Below are 16,333 nucleotides of genomic sequence, written 5' to 3'. Positions count from 1 at the left end.
GAAGGCGTCAGCCCGCCCGCTGCAGCACCACTTCGATGACGAAGCGGCTGCCGACGTAGGCAAGCATCAGCGCGACGAAGCCGGCCAGGGTCCATCTCAGCGCGATCCGGCCGCGCCAGCCCCACAGGTGGCGACCAAGCAGCAGTCCGCCGAACAGCAGCCAGGAAATGACGGCGAAGACGGTCTTGTGATCGACCCGGAAGGCCTTGCCGAACAGGGACTCCGAGAACATCACGCCACTGACGAGCGTGAGCGTGAGCAGCACGAAGGCAATCGAGATCAGCCGGAACAGCAGCGCTTCCATCGTCAGCAGCGGCGGCAGCCCTGCCAGCAGCCGGCTGAAGCGGGCGTTGTGCAGTTGCCGGCCGGCGATCGACATCAGCATGGCATGCAGGGCGGCCAGCGTGAACAGGCTGTAGGCCAGCATGGCGATGACGAAATGCGCACGGAACGCGGGCGAGGCGGCGTTGGTGAGGATGTGTTCGCCCGGAAAGAGCAGCGGCACGATGCTCGCCACCACGCCGGCCGGCATGATTACCGTATGCAGGCCATCCAGCCGGGTATAGAGCGTTTCGACCCAGTAGAAGCAGACCGCCAGCCACACCATCAGCGACATCGCCACGCCGAAGCCGAAGCGCATCTGCCCGTCCGGGAAGATCGCGGTATGTAGGGCTGCACCGTGCGCGATCAGGGTCAGCAGCAGGAAAAGGCGCTCGCGCATCGACATGCACGACTGCCCCTTGGCTGCAGGCACGCGGGTGGCAGTGTAGCTGCGCCAGTACGCGATGCCGACGCCGGCATAAAGCGAGGCGGGAATCAGATGAAGTAGAATTGAGCGCATAGCAGAACATAAGTTTACTCCAAGTCACACCCTGACGAAGGCTTCTCGCACATGCTCGACAATCTCACCCAGCGGCTGTCAAAAGTCGTCAAGACCCTGCGTGGCCAGGCCCGCCTGACGGAGGACAACATCCAGGAGGCGATGCGCGAGGTGCGCATGGCGCTGCTCGAGGCCGACGTCGCCCTGCCGGTGGTCAAGGACTTCATCGCCAGGGTCAAGGAAAAGGCGGTGGGCCAGGAGGTCATCGGTTCGCTGACACCGGGTCAGGCGCTGGTCGGGGTGGTGCATGACGAACTGCGCAGCCTGATGGGGACGGCGCATGAAGGGCTCAACCTCGCCACCCAGCCGCCCGCCGTGGTGCTGATGGCCGGCCTGCAGGGCGCGGGCAAGACCACCACTACCGGCAAGCTCGCCAAGCTGCTGCACGAACAGCAGAAGAAGAAGGTGCTGGTGGTGTCCACGGACGTGTACCGTCCGGCGGCGATCGAGCAGTTGAAGACCGTGGCGGCCCAGGCGGGCGTCGAGTTCTTCCCGTCCTCGGTGGGGCAGAAGCCGGTCGATATCGCCCTCGCGGCGGTGGACTACGCGCGCAAGCACCACGCCGACGTGCTGCTGGTCGATACCGCCGGCCGCCTCGCCATCGACGAGGCGATGATGGCCGAGATCAAGGCCCTGCACGCCGCGGTGGCGCCGATCGAAACCCTGTTCGTGGTCGATGCCATGCTCGGCCAGGACGCAGTCAACACCGCGCGCGCCTTCAACGAGGCGCTGCCGCTGACCGGCGTGGTACTGACCAAGCTGGATGGCGACTCGCGCGGCGGCGCGGCGCTGTCGGTTCGCCACGTCACTGGCAAGCCGCTGAAGTTCGCCGGTGTCGGCGAGAAGCTTTCCGGACTCGAACCCTTCCATCCCGACCGCATGGCCAGCCGCATCCTCGGCATGGGTGACATCCTTGGCCTGGTCGAGGAGGCCCGCCGTGGCGTCGACGAGGAGAAGGCGCGCGTCTTCGCGCAGAAGCTCAAGAGCGGCAAGGGCTTCGATCTCAACGATTTCAAGGAGCAGATTGGCCAGATGCGCAAGATGGGCGGGCTGGCCTCGATGATGGACAAGCTGCCGGCGCAGTTTGCCCAGGCTGCCGGGCAACTGCAGGGCGGCGTTGAAGAAAAGGCCATTGGCCGCATCGAAGGCATCATCAATTCGATGACGCCGCTCGAGCGTGCCAAGCCCGAGATCCTCAAGGCCAGCCGCAAGCGCCGCATTGCCGCTGGTGCGGGCGTCACGGTGCAGGAGGTGAATCGCCTGCTGAACCAGTTCGAGCAGACGCAGAAAGTGATGAAGCAGTTCTCGAAGGGTGGCATGCACAAGATGATGCGCGCCATGAAAGGCATGATGCCGGGTGGCTTGCCGGGCATGCCACGCTGACAAGAATACGGGAGGAGACCATGAAGGAGATCCTGATCGCTTTTGGCCGCGCCACGCGCAGCCTGTTCCAGCGCGACATCTTCTGGCATCTGCTGTGGCCGGGGGTGGTGTCGATGCTGATCTGGACGGTGGTCGCGGTGCTTGCATGGGTGCCGGTGACGGACTGGATCTTTGCCTGGGTCGGGGGCTGGAGCTTCGTCGGCAGCTGGATTTCGGCCTCCGAGGCGACCGCCGCCGTGACCCTGGTGCTGGTCAAGATCGCGGTGGCCTTGGCCTTCGTGCCGCTGGTCTATGTCACGGCAGCGCTGATCGTCGCGGCCATTGCACTGCCGATGATGCTGGAGCGTGTCGCTCGCCGCGACTATGCCGACATCGAGCAGCGCAAGGGTGGTTCGAACCTGGGCAGTGCCTGGAATTCGATCGTCGCCGGCCTGTTGTTCGTGATCGCCCTGCTCGTGTCGCTGCCGTTCTGGCTGATTCCCGGCGTGGGACTGCTGGCTTCGGTCTTTCTGACCGGCTGGCTGAACCAGCGCGCCTTCGGCTACGACGCGCTGATGCTGCATGCCGACGGTGAAGAGCTGAACCGCCTGCGCCGCGACTGGCGGCCGCAGATGCTGCTGCTGGGTGGGGGCAGCGCCTTGCTGGCCTATGTGCCGGTGTTGAACCTCATTGCTCCGGCCTACGCCGGTCTCGCCTTCGTCCATTACCTGCTCGATCGCTTGCGCCAGGATCGCCTGGCGCGCGGCGTGACGCTGCTCGATGCCGAACGGTCCAGCCAGGAGCAGATTTCGCCATGAACTTCGGTGCCCTGATCATCGGTGACGAAATCCTGTCTGGCCGCCGCAGCGACAAGCATCTGGCCAAGCTGATCGAACTGCTCGGCGCCCGTGGCCTCAAGCTGTCGTGGGCGCGCTACTGCGGCGACGATTTCGAGCGGCTAACAGATACTTTGCGCCAGACCTTCGCCACCGGCGATGTCGTGTTCAGCTTCGGCGGCATCGGCGCCACGCCGGACGATCTCACGCGCGAGGCCGCCGGCGCCGCGTTGGGCCTGGAGATGGTGCTGCACCCCGAGGCGGAGGCGGAGATTCGTGCCCGCTTCGGCGACGAAACCACGCCCGAGCGCCTGCAGATGGGTGTTTATCCGAACGGCAGCGAGATCGTGCCGAACCCCTACAACCGGATTCCGGGCTTCTCCATCCGCAATCACTACTTCACGCCGGGTTTCCCGAAGATGGCCTGGCAGATGGTCGAATGGGTGCTCGATACTCGATACGCCCATCTGCACCATGCCGAGGATTATGTCGAACAGGCGATCACCGTCTGGGATGCCTACGAAGGCCAGTTGATCGGCCTGATGCGGAAGATGACCACCGACTTTCCCGACGCCACGCTCTTCAGTCTTCCCACCCTGGCGGAAGAGGGTGAGCGCCGCTCGCTCGAGCTCGGCATGAAGGGCGCTGCCGAGCGGGTGGCGGCAGCGATGGCCGTGATCAAGGCCGATCTGGACGTGCGCGGGTTGGAGTGGCAGGACAAGGTTTGAAACGCGCACGCAGCGCCGCGGCGAGCGAAGAAGCGCTGCGGATCGAGCTCGGCGGGCAAAGCGTTCAACTGACGCTGAGGCGTTCGCCGGCCCGGCGTACGCTGGCCTTGCAGGTCGATCATCGCGGTGCGCGAGTGTCGGTGCCGCTGCGCACGTCGCTTGCCCAGATCGACGCCTTCATCCGCAACCATGGAGACTGGCTGCTCGATCGCATCGGCCGTGCTGCCGAGCTTCCACGCGTGCCGGTGGTGGTACCGATGGACGGCTGCGAACTGCCCTTCTTCGGCCGCCCGATGCGGCTGCGCATCGGCAGCGTGAACCGTGCGCAATGGCGTCCGGCTGCCGATGGTGTTGAAGAACTGCACCTTCCGGCCCGGGCTCACGCCGAACGTGCATTGCTGCGAGCATTGCAAAGCAGGGCGCTGGCCTGGTTCCGCGGCCGGGTTGAGGAATACTGCCTGCGCCTGACCCTGCCGGTGCCGCCCGTGAGGTTGTCGAAGGCACGCACACGCTGGGGCAGTTGCAGCAGCCTGAGCGGCATCCGGCTGCACTGGCGGCTGGTGCATCTGCCGCCCGAACTCATTGACTACGTGGTGGCGCACGAAGTCGCCCACCTGCGGGAGATGAACCACTCGCCGCGCTTCTGGGCGGTGGTCGAATCGGTCTGCCCGGACTGGCGCGCTGCGCGTGCCCGCCTGCGGCAGGCCGGAGCCAGCTTGCCGCTGATCGGCGCCGCCGGCGCGGCGCAGGGCAGCAACTTCGAGGCCGAAGACTGAACGGCCGCTTATCTCAAACAGAGGAAGGACTGAACATGAGAATCCTGCACACCATGCTGCGCATCGGCGACCTGGAACGCTCGATCGCTTTTTATACCGAAGTGCTCGGCATGCGCCTGCTGCGCCGGCACGACTATCCCGACGGCAAGTTCACGCTGGCTTTCGTCGGCTACCAGGAGGAAAAGGACGGCGCCGTGCTCGAACTGACCTACAACTGGGGCGTGGACACGTACGAACCGGGCACGGCCTACGGCCACATCGCGCTCGAAGTGCCGGACGCGAAGAAAGCCTGTGAGGAGATTCGTGCCCGTGGCGGCAAGGTGGTGCGCGAAGCCGGGCCGATGAAGCACGGCACCACGATCATTGCCTTCGTCGAAGACCCGGATGGCTACAAGGTCGAACTGATCCAGAGCAAGACGTTCTGAGACGTGACCCTGTCGCCTGCACGTGACGGCTTCAGCTGCGACGGGGCCTTATCGTGTTGCCCCAGGCGCTGTTTTCGCGGCTAGGCGCGCCTCGGCTAGCGCCGCTTGCGGGTATGGCAGCCTGATCCGGTTGCCGGCTTTTACTCCGGCAGGGCGATCTTGTTGTCGGTGCTGAACTGGTAGTCGTGGAACACGTGCTCGGCCGACAGGATGCGGTAATCGCCATTTTCCTCGCGTACCGTGGTGTCCTTGAGCCGGTAGGTGTAGTGGCCGCAGGTCCAGCAGTCGAAGTTGCGCATGTGGGTGCACAGACAGGTCTTGTCGAACACGCGGATCTTCTTCGCTTCCGGATGGGCGGCGACTTCGCGGTTGTAGGCTTCGATGTACTGGCAGTTGCCGGTGGAGTCGAGCAGGTAGCCGTAGGCTTCGCAGTTGGGGCGAATGCCGTTGCCGATCGCCGGGCTGCTCTTGAGCATCCGCATCGGATAGCCGGTGGGCGAGATCTGGTTGACCTCGATCTCGTCCTCGCTGGCCTTGAAATAATGCTGCTGCACGTCTTCAGGCAGGCCGCATTCCCTGGTCACGGTGAAGCGCGTTGCGACCTGTACCGCCGCCGCACCCATTTCGAGAAAGGTCGCCGCATCGGTGCCGGTGAAGATGCCACCGGCGGGGATCAGCGGAATGTCGAGCTGCTGCTCCTTCAGCCAGTCGCGGATCTCGACGACGATGGTGGCAAGGTCGTACTCTGCCCAGTCGAGGCCGAAGCCCAGATGGCCGCCGGCGAGCGGGCCTTCGACGACGACATAGTCGGGCAGCCGGCCGGTACGGGCGCTTTTCTTCAGGAACAGCTGCAGCGCGCGCAGCGAGCTGACGATGATGCCGAGCTTGACGTCGTGGAAGCGCGGATGGTCCTCGATCAGCGCGAACGAGCCCAGGTGCAGGCCGGCCGCCAGCGTGATGCCGTCGATGCCGTTGTCCATCGCGGCGCGAAGCCTCGCCCGAAGCGTGTCCTTCGGCGCGTTCATGGTCAGCTTTTCCATGCAGTTGATGAAAACCTGGCCTGTTCCGCGCTTGCGTTCCATCGTGTGGCTGACATGCTTCGCGGTGGCTTCGGCAATCAGGCCGAGATCGAACTGGACGACGGATTTGTCGGAGTTGGCGACGTTGAACTTGTACTGCTGAAGCTTGTTCTTGACGTACTTGGTGTTGTAGCGGCGATCGGAAACCGTCGGCAGCATCGCGTCGGAAATGTGGCCGACGCCGCCCAGGCGCGCCACCTCGAGGGCGAGGTCGGAGGTCGAGATATCGACGCCCATGCCGCCCACCATGATCGGCACCAGTTCCTGGGAGCCCAGCTTCAGGCGAAAATCGTCAACACACTTCATTGCATACAATCCGTCAAATCGGCAGTCCGACATTATCACCCGAGTCGCCGATTCGTCCCAGCCCCGGGCTTCCCCTAAGTGTGCCTGCAGCCCTGCCGGATGGAAGTCCGTGACGCGGCCAGCCTTGTCTGTGGGGCCGGGAGGACGTTGTGACAGGTGCGCTTACAACTCCGGCCGCCAAGCATGGCCGTGGGGCTTGACGCATACGCCTGTCTGCGTACCATAGCGTCCATGGTTGTAATTCCGGCAACCCGGAGGCGTTCTGGACAGGGGTTCGATTCCCCTCACCTCCACCCAAGCGCATTGCGCTTGCCGCAGACAGCGTGTGTTTGGGTGGGGGTGTACCGGTTTCGACAGGGCGGGCAAAGGTGCGCAGGCAACCCGAGAGGCGACGGACGTAATCCGCGCAAAACCACAAACGCCAACGATGAGCGTTTCGCTGTTGCCGCCTAACCGGCACAGCTGGGGCCGCTGAAGCCTTATTACCCAAGACAGCCGGTGGGGACTTCGGTCCCCATCGTCACGTTTACAGCTTTCTTTGCCGCTGCCGTTTCCCTGCGCAAGCGATTTCTGGCATCCAAACAAAAACCGCCGGCCCTTTCGGATCGGCGGTTTTCGGCTTCTGGTGGGCCCCCTGGGAGTCGAACCCAGCACCAACGGATTATGAGTCCGCTGCTCTAACCAGGCATGAGCTAGAGGCCCGGAAAACGTCTTACTGGTCGCTGTCGAGGAAGCTGCGCAGCTTTTCCGAACGGCTCGGGTGGCGCAGCTTGCGCAGCGCCTTGGCTTCGATCTGGCGGATGCGTTCGCGGGTGACGTCGAACTGCTTGCCCACTTCTTCCAGCGTGTGGTCGGTGTTCATCTCGATGCCGAAGCGCATGCGCAGCACCTTGGCCTCGCGCGGCGTCAGCGAGTCGAGCACTTCGCCGGTGGCGTCGCGCAGGCCGGAGTACATCGCAGCCTCGGCCGGGGCCAGGGTAGCAGTGTCCTCGATGAAGTCGCCCAGATGCGAATCGTCGTCGTCACCGATCGGCGTTTCCATGGAGATCGGCTCCTTGGAGATCTTCATGATCTTGCGGATCTTCTCCTCGGGCATCTCCATCTTCTCGGCCAGGGTCGCGGGGTCCGGCTCGGCACCGGTTTCCTGCAGGATCTGGCGGCTGATGCGGTTCATCTTGTTGATCGTCTCGATCATGTGAACCGGGATGCGGATCGTGCGCGCCTGGTCGGCGATCGAACGCGTGATGGCCTGGCGGATCCACCATGTCGCATAGGTCGAGAATTTGTAGCCGCGGCGGTACTCGAACTTGTCCACCGCCTTCATCAGGCCGATGTTGCCTTCCTGGATCAGGTCGAGGAACTGCAGGCCGCGGTTGGTGTACTTCTTGGCGATCGAGATCACCAGGCGCAGGTTGGCTTCGGTCATCTCGCGCTTGGCGCGGCGCATCTTGGCTTCGCCGGTGGACATCTGGCGGTTGATGTCCTTGAGCTCCTTCAGCGGAATGCCGAGCCTGTCCTGCAGGTCGATGAGCTTCTGCTGCTCCTCGAGTACCGCGGGGTGGGCGCGCAGCAGGTTCTCGGCGTAGTTCTTGCCGGCAGCGATCTCGTTCTTCAGCCACTCGAGGTCGGTCTCGTGGCCCGGGAAGTTCTTGATGAAGTGCTGGCGCGGCATGCCGGAACGGTTTACGCACAGGCGCAGGATCTGGCGCTCGTGGCCGCGCACCTGCTCGACCATGTGGCGTACCGAATCGCACAGGCGCTCGATGGCCTTGGCGGTGAAGCGGATGTTGAGCAGTTCGTCCGAGATCTGCTGCTGGAGCATCAGATAGACGGTGTCCTGCGAACCGCTCTTCTGCAGGGTTTCCATCTTTTTGGCGTAGAGCTCGCGGATGACCGCGAAGCGCGCCAGCGCGTCGTTCTTGAGCTGCAGCAGCGATGCAGCATTGGCCCGCTCGGCGCTGTCTTCGTCGGACTCGTCGTCTTCGTCGTCCGAGTCCTCGGTGTTGTCCTCGTTCTCGTCCGTGTCGGTATCGCCGTCGTCCTCGTCCGCAGCTTCTTCACTGCTCGCGTTCGGGTCGATCAGGCCATCGACCAGTTCGTCGATCTTGGCTTCGTCGGCACTGATGCGATCGACGATCTCGAGCATTTCGGCAATCGTCGTCGGGCAGGCCGAGATGGCCTGCACCATGTGCTTCAGGCCGTCTTCGATGCGCTTGGCAATTTCGATCTCGCCTTCGCGGGTCAGCAGCTCGACCGTGCCCATTTCACGCATGTACATGCGAACGGGGTCGGTGGTGCGGCCGAACTCGGAGTTGACCGACGACAGCGCCTGCTCGGCTTCCTCTTCGGCGACATCCTCGTTGACGTTGCTCGCGACGCTGTCCGACATCAGCAGGTCTTCGGCGGCCGGCGCCTCGTCGTAGACCTGGATGCCCATGTTGTCGAAGGTGGCGATGATGCCTTCGATCTGCTCGGCGTCGGCGACGTCGTCGGGCAGGTGATCGCTGATTTCGGCGTAGGTGAGGTAGCCGCGCTCCTTGCCGAGCGTGATCAGCGTCTTCAGCCGCGTACGCCGGACTTCGGCGTCCAGCGGCGCGGCGACGGGGCTTTCGACGACCTGTGCGGCCTTGTCCTTCGCTTTGGATGTCCGCCCCTTGGGGCTGGTCTTGCGCGGCGAATCCTTGGCTGTTTCGCGTGCCATAGCACTCCTCAGGTGAGGGAGTAAGAAAACGGTAAACCAAAAATTATACTATAAATCCGAGACTTTCGATAAGTCGGCGAGCTTGCGCTTCTCCACCAGCAGTTCGGCCAGACGGTGCCGGCCGTTGGCATCGAGTCCGTGTTCGCGGTCATGCCGGAGCAGGGTGCCGATTTCGGCGGAGAGGCTGTCGGCATGCAGCTTTCTCAGGCTGTCCTCGAACAGGGTCTCGACGATGCTTTCGTCGAATTCGGCGTTGACGAGTTCCGCGGCGACGCGCGACAGCGTTTCGCTGTGCGGAGTGTCGCGGAAGCGTTCGATCAGGGCGCCGAGCCCGCCCGGCGGGATGGGCTCGCCGAGGCTCATCATGTCGATGATGGCGATCAGGGCGAGGCCTTCCGCGCTGTCCGACGGCACCAGGTTGACCGGCATGCGTGCCGCCCAGGCCGGATGCTGCATGATCAGCCGCAGCAGGGTGGCGGCGGTCGAGGGCGGTTTGCGGCGGCCGGCGGGGCGCATGCCGGCGAGGCCGCCGCTGCGCCGCTTGCCCTGGAAGGCGGGGCGGGGAGCGTCTTCCGGAGGGGGCGCCGGCTGTGGTGCGCGTTGGCGGCCGTGCCTCGGGTTGGCGGCGATGACGCCGAAGGCGTGCTCCACTTCCTCCTGGGTCAGGCCGCTTTCCTCGGCGACCATCTTGATTACCTGCAGGCGCAGCAGCGGGGCGGCGATGCGGGTGACGAGCGGTGCGGCCTCATGCACGAAGGCGGCGCGGCCTTCGGCCGCATCCATGTCGTGGCGGCTGCGCAACTCCTCGATCAGGAAGCGCGCCAGCGGCTTGGCGCCGGTCGCCGCCTTGCGGAAGGCGTCGGTGCCTTCGGCGCGGACGAAGGAGTCGGGGTCGTGTTCGGCCGGCAGGAACAGGAAGGCCAGCGTCGCATCGTCGCGCAGGGATTCGAGCGCGTTCTCCAGTGCGCGCCAGGCGGCGCGACGGCCTGCAGCGTCGCCGTCGAAGCAGAACACGATGCGGTCGGTCTGGCGCAGCAGGGTATGGACGTGCTGCGGCGTGGTGGCGGTACCGAGCGTGGCGACGGCGTTGGCGATACCGAACTGCGCCAGCGTGACGACGTCCATGTAGCCTTCGACGACGACGGCGAAGCCTGCGTCACGGATCGGCTTCTGTGCCAGGTAGAGGCCGTAGAGTTCACGGCCTTTCTCGAACAGCGGCGTTTCCGGCGAGTTCAGGTACTTCGGTTCGCCCTTGTCCAGGATGCGGCCGCCGAAGGCGATGATTCGGCCGCGGCGGTCATGGATCGGAAAGACGATGCGGTCGCGGAAGCGGTCGTAGCGCCGGCCCTGGTCGTTGTCGATGACCAGGCCGGCTTCAGCCAGAATCTTCGCCTGGTAGTCGGGGAAGACTTTCTGCAGTGCCTGCCAGTCGTCGGGGGCGTAGCCGAGACCGAAGCGCGCTGCGATCTCGCCCGACAGGCCGCGGCGCTTCAGGTAGTTGACGGCGCGGCGGGTGGGCTTGAGCTGGTCGCGGTAGAAGCGCGCAGCCAGATTCATTGCCTCGTACAGGCGTTCGCTGCCGTCGTCCTTGGGGCCGGCGCTGCGCCCGTCGTCCGGGACTTGCAGACCGACCTGGCCGGCGAGCTCCTTGACGGCATCGACGAAGCTCAGGCCGCTGTACTCCATCAGGAAGCCGACGGCGCTGCCATGCACGCCGCAGCCGAAGCAGTGATAGAACTGCTTGGACGGACTGACCGAGAACGAGGCGGATTTCTCGCCGTGGAAAGGGCAGCAGGCGAAATAGTTCGCACCGCTCTTCTTCAGCGGGATGTAGCGTTCGATGACGTTGACGATATCGACGCGCGACAGCAGTTCCTGGACGAAGGACTGGGGGATCATCGTACGCGGCCGTGGGCGGGTTTCGCGGTTGGAAGTGGCGCGAGCGGAAAAGCATAACGCCGGCAGAAGATCGTATCGTCCGATCTCCTTCCGGCGTATGGCCGACTGCCGAAACAGTCGGTGCGCTGAAGCAGCCGGGTCCCGGCTGCTGCGGCAATCAGTACAGCTTCGGCGGCAGGGTCTGGCTGCGCAGGCGCTTGTGATTGCGCTTCACGGCGGCGGCCAGCTTGCGCTTGCGCTCGGCGGTGGGCTTCTCGTAGAACTCGCGCGAGCGCAGTTCGGTCAGCACACCGGTCTTTTCGATGGTGCGCTTGAAGCGGCGGATCGCAACTTCAAACGGCTCGTTTTCCTTGACGCGGATACCGGGCATTGCGGACTTCCTTGGGTGTCTTGTGGGCAGAAAGACGGCGAATATAAACCAGCCCTGTCGGGAAGGCAAGTGTCCGGTGCACGGAAAATGCTTGACGAAGGTTAAAATGGCGTACCGAATCAAACGGATGCAAGCCATGAAAGTGCTGGGAATCGAAAGCTCGTGCGATGAAACCGGCGTCGCGGTGTACGACACCGAGGCCGGACTGCTGGCGCACTGCCTTCATTCGCAGATCGACCTCCATGCGGCCTATGGCGGCGTGGTGCCCGAACTGGCCTCGCGCGACCACATCCGCCGCCTGCCCGTGCTGATGAAGCAGGTGCTGGTGCAGGCCGGACTGGAAAAGAGTGGCGGCGTCGATGCGGTGGCCTACACTTCGGGCCCCGGCCTGGCGGGCGCGCTGCTGGTCGGTGCCAGCGTGGCAGAGTCCTTCGCGCTGGCGCGTGGCATTCCGGCGCTGCCGGTCCATCATCTCGAGGGTCATCTGCTGTCGCCGCTGCTGTCGGCCGATCCGCCGCAGTTCCCTTTCGTCGCGCTGCTGGTGTCCGGCGGCCATACCCAGTTGATGCGGGTGCGTGGCGTGGGCGACTACGCGCTGCTGGGCGAATCGGTCGATGACGCTGCCGGAGAGGCTTTCGACAAGACCGCGAAACTGCTCGGCCTGGGTTATCCCGGTGGACCGCAACTCGCCCGGCTTGCCGGACAGGGTGTGGCCGGACGCTTCCGCCTGCCGCGGCCGATGCTGCATTCGGGCGATCTCGATTTCAGCTTCAGCGGCCTGAAGACAGCGGTGCTCAATGTGGTCTCCAGGCCGGACTGGGAGCCGTCGAACATGGCCGATCTGGCTGCGGAGTTCCAGCAGGCGGTGGTCGAGGTATTGTGTGCGAAGGCGCTGGCAGCGCTGAAGAAGACCGGCCTGAAGACGCTGGTCGTGGCAGGAGGCGTCGGTGCCAACCTGCATTTGCGCCAGACGCTGGATGCTGCCCTGCAGCGGCGGGGCGGACGGGTGCATTACCCGGAGCCGGCGCTCTGTACCGACAATGGCGCGATGATCGCTTTTGCCGGCGCGATGCGGCTGGCTGCTGGAGAAGCCGTGTCCGGCGAGCCGTCGGTGCGTATCCGGCCGCGCTGGCCGCTGGCCGAGTTGAAGCCGCCGCGAGTATCGGAGGCCTGACCGGCTCAGTCTGCTTTGGGCTTCTTGTTGCCGCCGATCCTGCCTTCGGTGCCGTCCCGCAGGCGCTGGATGTTGGCGGCGTGACGCCAGATCAGCAGCGCGGCCATCGCCGCCAGCACCAGCACGCTTGCTTGCGGCCCGAGGAAGATCAGGCCGGCAATGGGCGCGGCAACGGCAGCCGACAGTGCGGCCGCAGACGAATAGCGGGTGGTGAAGGCCACCGCCAGCCAGACCAGCGCGCACAGGACGGCGATGCGCCCATCCACGCCGGCGAGCACGCCAAGCGCGGTCGCCACGCCCTTGCCGCCATTGAAGCGCAGGAAGATCGTGAATACATGGCCGAGGAAGGCAGCCAGGCCGGCAAGCGCTGCTTCCAATGGTCCGAATCCCAGCCGGGTGGCAGCCCATACGGCCAGCCAGCCCTTCAGGCAGTCGCCGATCAGAGTCAGCGCAGCGGCGCCCTTGTTGCCGCTGCGCAGCACATTGGTCGCACCTGGGTTGCCCGAGCCGTAGCGGCGTGGATCCTCCAGGCCGAACAGCCTGCTGGTGACGATGGCGAAAGGAATCGAGCCGAGCAGATAGGCTCCGATAAGCAGGGCAATGAGGGGCATCTTCGCTCCGCGCCTCTCCGGATCGGAAGAGGCGAATGCATCATGTGTTCAGGGCAGAGTGGCGAAAGCGCATCTTCGGCCGTGGCCGGCGCGTGCGCACAGGATAGAATCGCAGCGATTCTAAACGGGAACCAGCATGGATTTCATCTTCATCGAGGAGTTGCGGGTCAAGGCCTGGGTCGGCGTCTATGCAAGGGAGAAAACCGGACAGCAGACCGTCGAGCTCAATCTCACCTTTGGCGTTCCGGATGCCGCGGCTGAGCGGGACGATATTGCAGATACCATCGATTATGCAGTTGTCACCCAGCGCATTCGTGAGGAATTGGGACAGCGTCATTTCAATTTGATCGAAAGCCTGGGTGAATTCGTCGTCAAGCTGCTGTTCGATGAGTTCGGTGCCCCCTGGGTGAAACTGCGAGTGGCGAAAATCGGCGTGATGAAGGACGTGCGCCGCGTCGGAGTCTTCATCCAGCGCGGCAGGGATGGCACGGAACCGCCGCCCTTGCAGATTTGACACATACGGTATGTCGCCTGCCGATGGGCGCATCCTGAGTTCTTGCCGGTTTGCAGGCACGGCATTTTCGGCCGTGACGGGGTCACAGTAAATGAAAAGCCGGGCACTAAGGCCCGGCTTTTCATTTGCTTGTTCGACCAGTTCAGGCCGCCAGTTCTTCCAGCGGTTTGTCCTGTGCCAGCCAGTCGAGCACCCACTGGGGGCGACGGCCATGACCACTCCAGCCTTGCTCAGGGTTGGCCGGGTTGCGGTACTTGATGACGGACGGAGCCTTGGACTTCTTGGCGGTGCCACGTTTGGCCTTGGAAGCAGGCGCCTTGGCCGGTGCTGCGGCGGGGGCAGGAGTGTCGATGAGATCGTCGAGGGTGAGGCCTTGTTCAGCGACCAGTTTCTGCACCTGCTTCAGCAAGGTGCGGCGCGTGGAATCGCTGCGGCGACGGATTTCAGTCTCGACCTTTGCCTGCAGGCGGCGCAGTTCGGGAAGCGAATAGCTCGAAAGGTCCATGGTGTGTCCTCGTTGGTTGTTCGAGTTTTGAATTGGTTGAATTCATGCCGAGTGTGGCCGACAGGCAATTGGACCGGCAAGCAATCGAGTCAGCGGTGCCGGTTGGCCATGATTCGAATTCTGCCAGTAATTTCGTCACGATACGACGATTTTTTTTATTTTGAATGACTTGATCGTTGTGTCTGCACGATTCCAGCCAATCAATTCGCCACTTCGACCAGTTCTGCTCGCAGGATTCGAAGAATGTCGTGGGGATGAACGCCGACGAGATAGCCTCGGCGACCTCCGTTGATATAGATCAGCGGCAGATCGAGAATGGTCCTTTCCATGTAGACCGGCATTGTCTTGCGGGTGCCGAAAGGAGAGGTGCCACCCACGAGGTAGCCTGTATGCCGATTGGCGACTTCGGGCTTGCAGGGTTCGATGTGCTTTCGCCCGGCCTGGCGGGCGAGTTCCTTCGTCGAAACCTTGCGGTCACCGTGCATCAGCACGATCAATGGGCGGGCACTTTCATCTTCCATAATCAGGGTCTTGATCACCGCATGTTCGTCGACGTTCAATTCGCGCGATGAAACGGCGGTGCCGCCATGCTCCTCGTATTCGTAGAGATGGTTCGAATAGGCCAGGCCGTGCTGTTTCAGGAAGCGGGTCGCCGGAGTTTCCGGAGGGCGGATATCGTGTCGGCTCATGGTCGGAATTCGGGGAAAGCTTGAGAGACTGGGCGGGGAGAAAGGACATCGCGGTGCAATGAACTGTCGTCAGCCCCGAGGGTGATGTTTGGCATGAAGTTGCTTGAGCCTTTCACGCGCCACATGGGTATAGACCTGGGTGGTCGAGATGTCGGCATGGCCGAGCAGCAATTGGACGACGCGCAGATCGGCCCCGTGATTGAGCAAATGGGTTGCAAATGCATGACGCAGCGTATGGGGGGAAATGCGCTCCTGGGGAATGCCGGCCAGCAATGCGTTCTGCTTGATGATGCGCCAGAACATCTGGCGCGTCATGCCGCTGCCGAAGCGGGTGACGAAGACCTCGTCGCAACTTCGGCCGGCGAGCAGCGCGGGGCGGGCTTCGTGCAGGTAGCGCACGAGCCAGTCGGCGGCAATTTGACCGAGCGGCACGAGCCTCTCCTTGCTGCCCTTGCCCATCACCCGCAGCGCGCCCTGGTCCAGGCTGACGGCAAACAGCTTCAGTCCGATCAGTTCGGACACGCGCAACCCGGCGGCGTACAGCACCTCGAGCATGCAGCGGTCGCGCAGCCCTTGCGGCGTACCGAGATCGGGTGCGGCGAGCAGGGCTTCGACCTGGGCCTCGCTGAGTGTCTTCGGAAAGCGCTGGCCGGGCAGCGGCGGGTCCAGCATCAGCGTGGGGTCTTCGGCGATCTCGCGGTTCGCGAGCAGATGGCGGTAATAGCGTCGCCAGGCGGACAGCAGGCGGCGCTGGCTGGCGGGGCGGGCGCGTTGGCTGAATTCGGCCAGATAGGCGGCGAGGTCGCTTGCCTGTGCGTGGGGCAGCGACACGCCGCGTTCTGCCAGCCAGGCTGCGAACAGGGCGAGATCGCTGCGGTAGCTGTCGAGAGTGTTGCGCGCGAGGCCGTGCTCCAGCCACAGGCTGTCGGTGAAGCGGTCGAGTTCGCTGCGGATCTCGGCGTCCAGGCTGGCTTCGGCAGCCGCCGTCATGCCGCGCCTTCGTGCTTCAGCAGCCAGCGCTTGACGTCGAGCAGCCAGCCGCCGGTGGCATTGGCGAAACCGCCGAGGCCGCTGGCCGAGGTGACGCGATGGCAGGGTACGACGAGCGGATAGGGGTTGGCGCCGCAAGCCTGGCCGACCGCGCGAGCCGCGCTGCCGAGCCGGGCCGACAGTTCGCCGTAGGTCCGTGTCCAGCCCGTCGGAATGGCGCTGATCTCGGCCCATACCCGGCGCTGGAAAGGCGTGCCGCATTCGCGCAGCGGCAGCGGAAAGGGCTGTTCCGGCTGTTCGATCCAGTGGTGCAGGGCGTCGGCGGCGATGCGGGCCGTGTCGTTCGCAGGGGAGCGCAGCGGGGTGTCCGGCGGCAGGAAGACCAGTTCGCTGACCGTGCCATCGCTTGCGCGGATGCCGAACGGCCCGAAGGGCAGTGCAATCACCGCGTCGAAATCGATGCCTGCCGAAGAATCCGGAGTTCGCAT

17 protein-coding genes, 1 tRNA gene and 1 other RNA gene are annotated in these 16,333 nt (G+C 64.2%); 8 read left to right on the top strand and 11 right to left on the bottom strand.

The genetic code is table 11. The features are described from left to right. Nucleotides 1-7 precede the first annotated feature (7 nt). Nucleotides 8-841, bottom strand: coding sequence for an inner membrane protein YpjD (locus tag QM748_RS11405; protein ID WP_415247079.1), 834 nt, complete (start codon nucleotides 839-841; stop codon nucleotides 8-10). A 51-nt stretch (nucleotides 842-892) separates the two neighbouring features. Here QM748_RS11405 and ffh point away from each other — a divergent pair, with 51 nt between their 5' ends. Genes ffh through gloA form a run of 5 tightly spaced genes read left to right on the top strand, consistent with a single transcriptional unit; the run spans nucleotide 893 to nucleotide 5,007 of the window. Next, complete coding sequence (ffh, locus tag QM748_RS11400; RefSeq protein ID WP_415247078.1) at nucleotides 893-2,263, top strand: signal recognition particle protein; 1,371 nt, start codon at nucleotides 893-895, stop codon at nucleotides 2,261-2,263. Nucleotides 2,264-2,283: 20 nt separating this feature from the next. Beyond that, nucleotides 2,284-3,060, top strand: coding sequence for an EI24 domain-containing protein (locus QM748_RS11395; protein WP_415247077.1), 777 nt, complete (start codon nucleotides 2,284-2,286; stop codon nucleotides 3,058-3,060). Continuing rightward, the gene (locus QM748_RS11390; RefSeq protein WP_415247076.1) at nucleotides 3,057-3,806 is read left to right on the top strand and encodes a competence/damage-inducible protein A; all 750 of its coding nucleotides are present in this window, start codon (nucleotides 3,057-3,059) and stop codon (nucleotides 3,804-3,806) included. Before QM748_RS11395 ends, QM748_RS11390 begins: the two co-directional genes overlap by 4 nt. Further along, entirely contained in the window at nucleotides 3,803-4,582 is a 780-nt protein-coding gene (locus tag QM748_RS11385) for a M48 family metallopeptidase (RefSeq protein WP_415247075.1), read from the top strand. Before QM748_RS11390 ends, QM748_RS11385 begins: the two co-directional genes overlap by 4 nt. A gap of 35 nt (nucleotides 4,583-4,617) precedes the next feature. Beyond that, nucleotides 4,618-5,007 carry a lactoylglutathione lyase gene (gene gloA, locus QM748_RS11380; RefSeq protein ID WP_415247074.1) on the top strand — a complete coding sequence of 130 codons (390 nt, stop codon included), beginning with the start codon at nucleotides 4,618-4,620 and terminating at the stop codon, nucleotides 5,005-5,007. 140 nt (nucleotides 5,008-5,147) lie between these two features. Here gloA and QM748_RS11375 read toward each other — a convergent pair whose 3' ends face one another. Further along, the gene (locus QM748_RS11375; protein ID WP_415247073.1) at nucleotides 5,148-6,392 is read right to left on the bottom strand and encodes a nitronate monooxygenase; all 1,245 of its coding nucleotides are present in this window, start codon (nucleotides 6,390-6,392) and stop codon (nucleotides 5,148-5,150) included. Between the two features lie 182 nt (nucleotides 6,393-6,574). Here QM748_RS11375 and ssrA point away from each other — a divergent pair. Beyond that, nucleotides 6,575-6,915, top strand: a transfer-messenger RNA (tmRNA) gene (ssrA, locus tag QM748_RS11370). A gap of 100 nt (nucleotides 6,916-7,015) precedes the next feature. Here ssrA and QM748_RS11365 read toward each other — a convergent pair. The 4 genes from QM748_RS11365 to rpsU form a co-directional block, all read right to left on the bottom strand. After that, nucleotides 7,016-7,094 (bottom strand) — tRNA-Ile (locus QM748_RS11365). A gap of 10 nt (nucleotides 7,095-7,104) precedes the next feature. Beyond that, nucleotides 7,105-9,093 (bottom strand): RNA polymerase sigma factor RpoD, encoded by a 1,989-nt coding sequence (gene rpoD, locus QM748_RS11360; RefSeq protein ID WP_415247072.1) that lies wholly within the window; start codon nucleotides 9,091-9,093, stop codon nucleotides 7,105-7,107. 48 nt (nucleotides 9,094-9,141) lie between these two features. Further along, nucleotides 9,142-10,992 carry a DNA primase gene (gene dnaG, locus QM748_RS11355; RefSeq protein ID WP_415247071.1) on the bottom strand — a complete coding sequence of 617 codons (1,851 nt, stop codon included), beginning with the start codon at nucleotides 10,990-10,992 and terminating at the stop codon, nucleotides 9,142-9,144. Nucleotides 10,993-11,149: 157 nt separating this feature from the next. Next, nucleotides 11,150-11,362 (bottom strand): 30S ribosomal protein S21, encoded by a 213-nt coding sequence (rpsU, locus tag QM748_RS11350; protein WP_002924646.1) that lies wholly within the window; start codon nucleotides 11,360-11,362, stop codon nucleotides 11,150-11,152. Between the two features lie 136 nt (nucleotides 11,363-11,498). Between rpsU and tsaD the strand changes: the two genes are divergently transcribed. Next, nucleotides 11,499-12,536 carry a tRNA (adenosine(37)-N6)-threonylcarbamoyltransferase complex transferase subunit TsaD gene (gene tsaD, locus QM748_RS11345; protein ID WP_415247070.1) on the top strand — a complete coding sequence of 346 codons (1,038 nt, stop codon included), beginning with the start codon at nucleotides 11,499-11,501 and terminating at the stop codon, nucleotides 12,534-12,536. A 5-nt stretch (nucleotides 12,537-12,541) separates the two neighbouring features. Here the strand turns inward: tsaD and plsY are convergent, their stop codons facing one another. Continuing rightward, a complete protein-coding gene (gene plsY / locus QM748_RS11340; protein ID WP_415247069.1) occupies nucleotides 12,542-13,147 on the bottom strand; it encodes a glycerol-3-phosphate 1-O-acyltransferase PlsY in 606 nt (201 codons plus the stop codon). A 136-nt stretch (nucleotides 13,148-13,283) separates the two neighbouring features. Here plsY and QM748_RS11335 point away from each other — a divergent pair, with 136 nt between their 5' ends. Next, nucleotides 13,284-13,661 carry a dihydroneopterin aldolase gene (locus tag QM748_RS11335; RefSeq protein WP_415247068.1) on the top strand — a complete coding sequence of 126 codons (378 nt, stop codon included), beginning with the start codon at nucleotides 13,284-13,286 and terminating at the stop codon, nucleotides 13,659-13,661. A 142-nt stretch (nucleotides 13,662-13,803) separates the two neighbouring features. Here QM748_RS11335 and QM748_RS11330 read toward each other — a convergent pair whose 3' ends face one another. The 4 genes from QM748_RS11330 to QM748_RS11315 form a co-directional block, all read right to left on the bottom strand. Further along, the gene (locus QM748_RS11330; protein WP_415247067.1) at nucleotides 13,804-14,166 is read right to left on the bottom strand and encodes an H-NS family nucleoid-associated regulatory protein; all 363 of its coding nucleotides are present in this window, start codon (nucleotides 14,164-14,166) and stop codon (nucleotides 13,804-13,806) included. Nucleotides 14,167-14,366: 200 nt separating this feature from the next. Beyond that, nucleotides 14,367-14,855, bottom strand: a complete 489-nt coding sequence (gene ybaK, locus QM748_RS11325) for a Cys-tRNA(Pro) deacylase (RefSeq protein WP_415247066.1) — start codon at nucleotides 14,853-14,855, stop codon at nucleotides 14,367-14,369. A 69-nt stretch (nucleotides 14,856-14,924) separates the two neighbouring features. Continuing rightward, a complete protein-coding gene (gene xerD / locus QM748_RS11320) occupies nucleotides 14,925-15,845 on the bottom strand; it encodes a site-specific tyrosine recombinase XerD (protein WP_415247065.1) in 921 nt (306 codons plus the stop codon). After that, the gene (locus tag QM748_RS11315; protein WP_415247064.1) at nucleotides 15,842-16,333 is read right to left on the bottom strand and encodes a methylated-DNA--[protein]-cysteine S-methyltransferase; all 492 of its coding nucleotides are present in this window, start codon (nucleotides 16,331-16,333) and stop codon (nucleotides 15,842-15,844) included. Before QM748_RS11315 ends, xerD begins: the two co-directional genes overlap by 4 nt.

It is taken from the genome of Thauera sp. (genome assembly GCF_047601425.1).
Taxonomy (GTDB): domain Bacteria; phylum Pseudomonadota; class Gammaproteobacteria; order Burkholderiales; family Rhodocyclaceae; genus Thauera.
Note: the sequence above shows the minus strand (reverse complement) of the source record. Positions and strands in the feature narration are given on the sequence as shown.

What these genes read in the sequence shown, in the direction of transcription:
- QM748_RS11405 (WP_415247079.1), bottom strand. Translation starts at nt 841, where the DNA reads ATGCGCTCAATTCTACTTCATCTGATTCCCGCCTCGCTTTATGCCGGC.
- ffh (WP_415247078.1), top strand. Translation starts at nt 893, where the DNA reads ATGCTCGACAATCTCACCCAGCGGCTGTCAAAAGTCGTCAAGACCCTG.
- QM748_RS11395 (WP_415247077.1), top strand. Translation starts at nt 2,284, where the DNA reads ATGAAGGAGATCCTGATCGCTTTTGGCCGCGCCACGCGCAGCCTGTTC.
- QM748_RS11390 (WP_415247076.1), top strand. Translation starts at nt 3,057, where the DNA reads ATGAACTTCGGTGCCCTGATCATCGGTGACGAAATCCTGTCTGGCCGC.
- gloA (WP_415247074.1), top strand. Translation starts at nt 4,618, where the DNA reads ATGAGAATCCTGCACACCATGCTGCGCATCGGCGACCTGGAACGCTCG.
- QM748_RS11375 (WP_415247073.1), bottom strand. Translation starts at nt 6,392, where the DNA reads ATGAAGTGTGTTGACGATTTTCGCCTGAAGCTGGGCTCCCAGGAACTG.
- rpoD (WP_415247072.1), bottom strand. Translation starts at nt 9,093, where the DNA reads ATGGCACGCGAAACAGCCAAGGATTCGCCGCGCAAGACCAGCCCCAAG.
- dnaG (WP_415247071.1), bottom strand. Translation starts at nt 10,992, where the DNA reads ATGATCCCCCAGTCCTTCGTCCAGGAACTGCTGTCGCGCGTCGATATC.
- rpsU (WP_002924646.1), bottom strand. Translation starts at nt 11,362, where the DNA reads ATGCCCGGTATCCGCGTCAAGGAAAACGAGCCGTTTGAAGTTGCGATC.
- tsaD (WP_415247070.1), top strand. Translation starts at nt 11,499, where the DNA reads ATGAAAGTGCTGGGAATCGAAAGCTCGTGCGATGAAACCGGCGTCGCG.
- plsY (WP_415247069.1), bottom strand. Translation starts at nt 13,147, where the DNA reads ATGCCCCTCATTGCCCTGCTTATCGGAGCCTATCTGCTCGGCTCGATT.
- QM748_RS11335 (WP_415247068.1), top strand. Translation starts at nt 13,284, where the DNA reads ATGGATTTCATCTTCATCGAGGAGTTGCGGGTCAAGGCCTGGGTCGGC.
- QM748_RS11330 (WP_415247067.1), bottom strand. Translation starts at nt 14,166, where the DNA reads ATGGACCTTTCGAGCTATTCGCTTCCCGAACTGCGCCGCCTGCAGGCA.
- ybaK (WP_415247066.1), bottom strand. Translation starts at nt 14,855, where the DNA reads ATGAGCCGACACGATATCCGCCCTCCGGAAACTCCGGCGACCCGCTTC.
- xerD (WP_415247065.1), bottom strand. Translation starts at nt 15,845, where the DNA reads ATGACGGCGGCTGCCGAAGCCAGCCTGGACGCCGAGATCCGCAGCGAA.
- QM748_RS11315 (WP_415247064.1), bottom strand. Translation starts at nt 16,333, where the DNA reads ATGCGAACTCCGGATTCTTCGGCAGGCATCGATTTCGACGCGGTGATT.